At 38.2% G+C, this 5,489-nt stretch carries 5 protein-coding genes; 2 read left to right on the top strand and 3 right to left on the bottom strand.

The genetic code is table 11. The features are described 5' to 3' along the window. Positions 1 to 137: 137 nt before the first annotated feature. Complete coding sequence (locus V7659_RS14195) at positions 138 to 2,387, top strand: SpoIID/LytB domain-containing protein (protein ID WP_335540549.1); 2,250 nt, start codon at positions 138 to 140, stop codon at positions 2,385 to 2,387. A 76-nt stretch (positions 2,388 to 2,463) separates the two neighbouring features. On the opposite strand, the gene V7659_RS14190 is transcribed toward V7659_RS14195, so the two are convergent. Genes V7659_RS14190 through V7659_RS14180 form a run of 3 tightly spaced genes read right to left on the bottom strand, consistent with a single transcriptional unit; the run spans position 2,464 to position 4,281 of the window. Beyond that, the gene (locus V7659_RS14190) at positions 2,464 to 3,177 is read right to left on the bottom strand and encodes a 2OG-Fe(II) oxygenase (protein ID WP_335540548.1); all 714 of its coding nucleotides are present in this window, start codon (positions 3,175 to 3,177) and stop codon (positions 2,464 to 2,466) included. Beyond that, a complete protein-coding gene (locus tag V7659_RS14185) occupies positions 3,167 to 3,709 on the bottom strand; it encodes a methylated-DNA--[protein]-cysteine S-methyltransferase (RefSeq protein WP_335540547.1) in 543 nt (180 codons plus the stop codon). The genes V7659_RS14190 and V7659_RS14185 overlap by 11 nt, the downstream gene beginning before the upstream one ends. Before the next feature lie 17 nt (positions 3,710 to 3,726). Next, positions 3,727 to 4,281: a bifunctional transcriptional activator/DNA repair enzyme AdaA gene (locus V7659_RS14180; protein WP_335540546.1), complete on the bottom strand. Its 555-nt coding sequence runs from the start codon at positions 4,279 to 4,281 to the stop codon at positions 3,727 to 3,729. 246 nt (positions 4,282 to 4,527) lie between these two features. On the opposite strand from V7659_RS14180, the gene V7659_RS14175 reads away from it, so the two are divergent. Continuing rightward, positions 4,528 to 5,352: a formate/nitrite transporter family protein gene (locus V7659_RS14175; RefSeq protein WP_335540545.1), complete on the top strand. Its 825-nt coding sequence runs from the start codon at positions 4,528 to 4,530 to the stop codon at positions 5,350 to 5,352. Positions 5,353 to 5,489: the final 137 nt, after the last annotated feature.

Below are 5,489 nucleotides of genomic sequence, written 5' to 3'. Positions count from 1 at the left end.
AATTAGGTGAGTTTTTTCTATTATTTTACTATTAATAGGACTTAATGCTTACCAATATTATCATGTTGTTAATTAATAGATTCATAAAGTATGATTATTGTAAATTGTGATCATCCTCATATGAATGGAGAATGTAAGTGAAAAGATTAACTGCAGGTTTTCTTGCCATTTTACTATTATTTAATTTGCTGAATTTAAATGTGTCAGCTGAAAGTATAGAACCAAAGATTAAAGTGAAATTGGTTAATAATCTCGGGAATAAAACAGAGATTACAATAAAACCAGCAGGTGATTATTTTATTGAGGATACAACTGTCAGATTAACTTCAGGAAAGTCGTATCTCGTAAAATATGATAATAATAAAATAACGTTAATCGATGGAACCACATCTTTATATAGTGCAGAAAATGTAAATTTATTGCCATCAAACGAAACCGATTATTTATCGATCAATAATCGGAATTATTTAGGTTCATTTCAATTTGTCCCTGAAAGTTCAAAGTATGTTCGGCCAATTAACGAGGTTTACATGGAAGATTATTTAAAAGGTGTTGTCCCTTCTGAAATGTATGCCAGTTGGAACCGTGAAGCCCTAAAAACACAAGCAGTGGCTGCTAGATCCTATGCACTCTCCTATAAATCGGTGACGATTGATGATACGATTAATTATCAAGTATATGGTGGTTATAATTGGAATCCCAATAGTACTGCTGCAGTGGATGAGACAAAAGGGGAAGTCTTAAAGGTCAATGGCCGGCTCATTAGTGCCGTTTTCTCTGCAAGTAATGGCGGGAAAACAGAATCGAACGCCAATGTCTGGGGCTCCTCGCCTCTCTCATATTTACCCATAAAAGAGGATCAGTTTGATGCAAAAACTGCTTGGAAATTTTCTGTTAGTAAACAACAATTTAATCCAGCAGGTTTGACATGGAGCCAAATGAAGGAAAAAGATACAACCATTATCAATACAATAAAAGCATGGATGTCCACTCATGGTTATGCTGGAAAAGAAATTAAAATAACGGCTATTCCAGTATTAAGCTTACACACTCCAACATCAGGCGGTCGTGTTTCCAAAGGGAATATATCGGTTGAATTTTTAACAAAAGATAGAATTGACGAAAATGGTGCATATATTCCTCAAAAATTAGAATACAAAAATGTCGCTGCATCACAAATCCGTGCAATGGTCGGCAATCGGATGATGTTGAGTTATCTTGTTTCAACCATTGCAGAAACTGCAGAAACAATTACAGTGTCAGGACTTGGTGATGGTCATGGCGTTGGTCTAAGTCAATGGGGTGCACAGAACCGAGCTAATGCTGGGCAAAAATACAATGAGATTCTTGGCTTTTATTATGTTGGTGCAGCACTTGTAAAAGAATATGGTGATAGACCTGTGCCTGTCATTGAAGTTCCTGTTGAACAAACAGAACAAACAACGGCAAGTACAACTGAACAAGTACAATCAGATTCAACGGAGCAGCCAACCACTGGTAAAATTGAAGATGTGCAACCAGAATCAGATTCAACTGCACAGTCTACTGCAGGTGGAGCTGAAGAACAAGCAGCAGTAGAACCGAAAGTGGAAACACCATTGACACCAATTACAGACGAAATAGCTCCCACGATAAGTGAAGTCAAAGTAAATATTAATTATTCAAAAAATAAAACACTTGTTAGTTTTAGGACAAACGAAAAAGCAAAAGTAACCGTTTATCTTAAAGACAGTAAAGGGAAGATTTTCACTTATTTATTAAAAGATGCCCTTACTGAAGCAGGATCAATTTCCAAAGAATATAACAGTTATTCTTTAGCTAACGGAAAATATTATGCAGGAATTATTACCGTCGATTTAAGTAATAACAGATCGTCGACATTGCCATCTTTTGAAGTAAACAAAGACAAGACCGCTCCTAAAATCAGCAGTCTTAAGGCAAGCATTGATAACAAAAAAAATAAAGCCCACATTACTTTTAAAACTAACGAAACCGCCAAGGTGACTGTTTATATTAAAAACAGCTCAGGTAAAATCCTAAGTTATTTGAAAAAAGATATCCTAACAAAAGCAGGAACCATTAATCAGGATTACAATACCAATTCACTAGGAAATGGGAAATATTCAGTCGTAATGTCCGCGGTGGACACAAGTAAAAACCGTTCGACCGTGACAACTAGTTTCGTAGTTAATAAGGTTGTCAAAACGAAAACGGGTAAAGTGACTGTGTCTCGGCTGAATGTCCGTACGTCAGCTTCAACCAAAGGCAGAGTGATTGGGTCGTTAAAGAAAAATCAAACGGTAACGATTGTTTCTACAGCCGGATCATGGTATAAAATCAAATATGGTAAAACGACAGGGTATGTATCAAAATCTTATATAAAATAAAAAGGCAGAGACTTCTGCCTTTTTTACATATAATGGACCTTCTTTCCCCGACCTGGAATATTGATGGTTTTCGCTTTTATTTTGCATCATGAAAAATAATCCCCAAGCCATAGCGCGTACCAGAAGTCACGGTGCTTACCCCATGTCTTACAGAAGCCCGGTAATAGCCACGTGTTCCTTCAATCGGACGATAATTTGTTGGAAAGATGAGGCCTTCACCTTGTTCAAGTGTAATCACATGTCCTCGGCTTTGGGCCCGTGGCCTTTGTTCGACCAGGATCGATTCACCGCCATTATAGTCTTTCTCCCGTTGATTTAGAACAAATAGCACTTGAAATGGAAAGTAAACATCACCATACAAATCCTGGTGCAAACAGTTGTAGCCGCCGGTTTCATACTTAAGAATTAGCGGAGTGGACCGTACTTGCCCCTGGGCATTGCAATGGTCGAGAAATTCGGACAGTCTACTCGGATACATGGGCTCTTTTCGTAGTTGCAGTAACCAGCGGTTCGCTGCTTTGGCAAGTTCAGGGTAGAAATTCGTCCGCAGTTGTTGCAGTAACGGTGGGAGAGGAGCTTGATAATATTTGTATTCTCCTTCCCCGAATCTGTATCGTTTCATATTTATAGTGCTCCGGAAATTGGATGGATTATTATATGTATGAATCATTTCCTGGCATTGGTGCGGGTCTAATACGGGAGGCAACTTTGCAAAGCCCTGTATATCTAGCAAGTGATGCAAATCGTCCCAGTCTAGTGATTTAATCCTGTCTGGGATATTATTTGGCATGGGTGTTTAATCCCTTCGTGTTGGAAGGCACTTTTTCCAAATCCAATAGCTTAGCTTTCATCTTCAAACCGCCCCGAAAACCAGTGAGTTTACCATTCTTTCCAATCACCCGATGACAAGGAACCGTGATTAAGATTGGATTGGCTCCGATGGCAGAGGCCACGGCCCGAACCGATTTAGGTTTTTGGAGGAATTCAGCAATCTCCGAGTATGTATGAGTACACCCGTAAGGAATTTCATGTAATGCGTTCCATACAGATTGTTGAAAAGGAGTTCCGTAAAAGTCCATTGGAAAGGTAAACGATGTTCGTATTCCTTGAAAATATTCGGCGAATTGGTCAGCATATATGTGCATCCGTTGATCATCTTGTTCCAATTGGTGCTGAGGGAACTTTTTCTGCACCCAGTTCTTTAATTCTTCAAAGCCCTTGTGGTCTGACCCAACATAACAAAGTCCTTGGGTTGTTGCTGCAAGATACATTTCCCATGGACCATGAACAAACAAACTCCAATATATGATTTTTCTTTCCATAATAAAATCTCCATTCTTTATTCAATTCTGTTCATTTGACGATATTCTGATGGTGTAATGGTTGTTATTTTTTTAAATAGTGTGGCGAAATGAGCTGGATTTGTTATTCCTACCTCCATACTGATCTCGTTTATGGATGCGTCTGTGTCTTTAAGCATCTGTTGAGCCTTAGTTATGCGAGTCTTCTGGATATAGTGAATTGGAGTTATCCCTTTAATAAGCTTAAATGTCCGTTGCAAATGATAGGGACTTCCATGACATATATCTGCTAAGCTTTCCAAAGTTAGTGGTTCTTTAAAATGCATGTCGATGTACCTAGCAATTTGAGCTGCCCATTCTTCATTGGGCAGGCGAAGTCCATTTGGCTTGCACCGTTTACAAGGACGGAATTGTTTTGCCAAAGCATGTTCTGCTTTTAAAAAAATCTGGACATTGTCGAATTTTGGAGTTCTAGATTTGCAGGATGGACGACAGAAAATCCTTGTAGTTTTAACCCCGTAAAAAAATTGATTATCATATGAAGAATCATTGTTAATAATGGCCTGCCATCTTTCTTCTGTCAGACTGTTCATATCCGTGCAAACCTCCTTAAATGTTTTCCTCTTTTCACTCTAACACTTTGATAATCAGTATACCTCTATTAAAAGAGGGAAGTAAGTGATTTTGAATATAAAAGCAAGAATACAAAGATAAATGTAAGCGCTATAAAATAGTTAAAGAAATATTCACAGGATTTTAGAAGAATTTGTTATAAAATAAATATGTTAAATATTTCACAATATCAAAGAGCCTAGTTTATTTAAAAAGGAGTCCTTCTAATGGGATACAGTAAACCCGAAAAAATTATGGAAATTACCATTGAGGATGGAGTGAAAAAGTCAAATTACCCTCTATTACAAACTTTGATATTGGGTTTTGAAGCAGGTGCCTTCATTGCGTTAGGTTATTTACTCTTCATTCGTGTGACAGCAACTCTCACAGGAAATGTAGAAGGGTTAAGCAGCTTGATTGGTGCCTCTGTTTTTCCAATTGGTCTTGTCCTTACCTTGCTAGCTGGTGGAGAGCTTTTAACTGGGAATATGATGGCAGTTCCGATAGCTAAGATGGCAAATAAGATTAGCACGAGGCAGGTTATTTATAATTGGTTCCTTGTTACGGTTAGTAACTTTGTCGGGGCCATTTTTGTGGCTTACTTTTTTGGACATTTGGTTGGACTCACGGAAACAGGACCATTTTTGGAAAGAACCATTAGTATCGCTGACCATAAATTGGAAGCCACTTTCCTCCAAGCCTTCATTTCGGGGATAGGCTGTAATTGGCTTGTGGCTGCGGCTGTATGGCTTTCATATGGTGCCAATGATATGGTCGGAAAAATTACCGGTATTTGGTTTCCAACGATGGCTTTTGTCGCGATTGGTTTTCAACACGTGGTAGCTAATATGTTTGTGATTCCTGCGGCGATATTTGCGGGCCATTTTACTTGGTTAGCCTATGTAGAGAATTTTATCCCTGTTTTTCTTGGAAATGCGGTGGGCGGATCGGTATTTATTGCTATGGCATATTGGCATGCCTATAAGAAAAATGAACTTACTTTAACTGAACCAAGAGTGATTCATCCTATAGTGAAAAGTAATATAAGATAAACCGCCGATATGCAGAAAAAATATTTTATTTAGTTAATAAGCTCCTATTTATAAGGGGCTTTTTTTACATTTAGGCTGTGTTAAAGGTTACTTTTAATTTTGGTACCTGTTGATTGGCGTGGAAGGCGCGAAGACTC

The sequence above is a fragment of the Neobacillus drentensis genome, from assembly GCF_036966985.1.
Classification (GTDB): Bacteria; Bacillota; Bacilli; order Bacillales; family Cytobacillaceae; genus Neobacillus; species Neobacillus drentensis_E.
Note: the sequence above shows the minus strand (reverse complement) of the source record. Positions and strands in the feature narration are given on the sequence as shown.

What these genes read in the sequence shown, in the direction of transcription:
- V7659_RS14190 (WP_335540548.1), bottom strand. Translation starts at nt 3,177, where the DNA reads ATGCCAAATAATATCCCAGACAGGATTAAATCACTAGACTGGGACGAT.
- V7659_RS14185 (WP_335540547.1), bottom strand. Translation starts at nt 3,709, where the DNA reads ATGGAAAGAAAAATCATATATTGGAGTTTGTTTGTTCATGGTCCATGG.
- V7659_RS14180 (WP_335540546.1), bottom strand. Translation starts at nt 4,281, where the DNA reads ATGAACAGTCTGACAGAAGAAAGATGGCAGGCCATTATTAACAATGAT.
- V7659_RS14175 (WP_335540545.1), top strand. Translation starts at nt 4,528, where the DNA reads ATGGGATACAGTAAACCCGAAAAAATTATGGAAATTACCATTGAGGAT.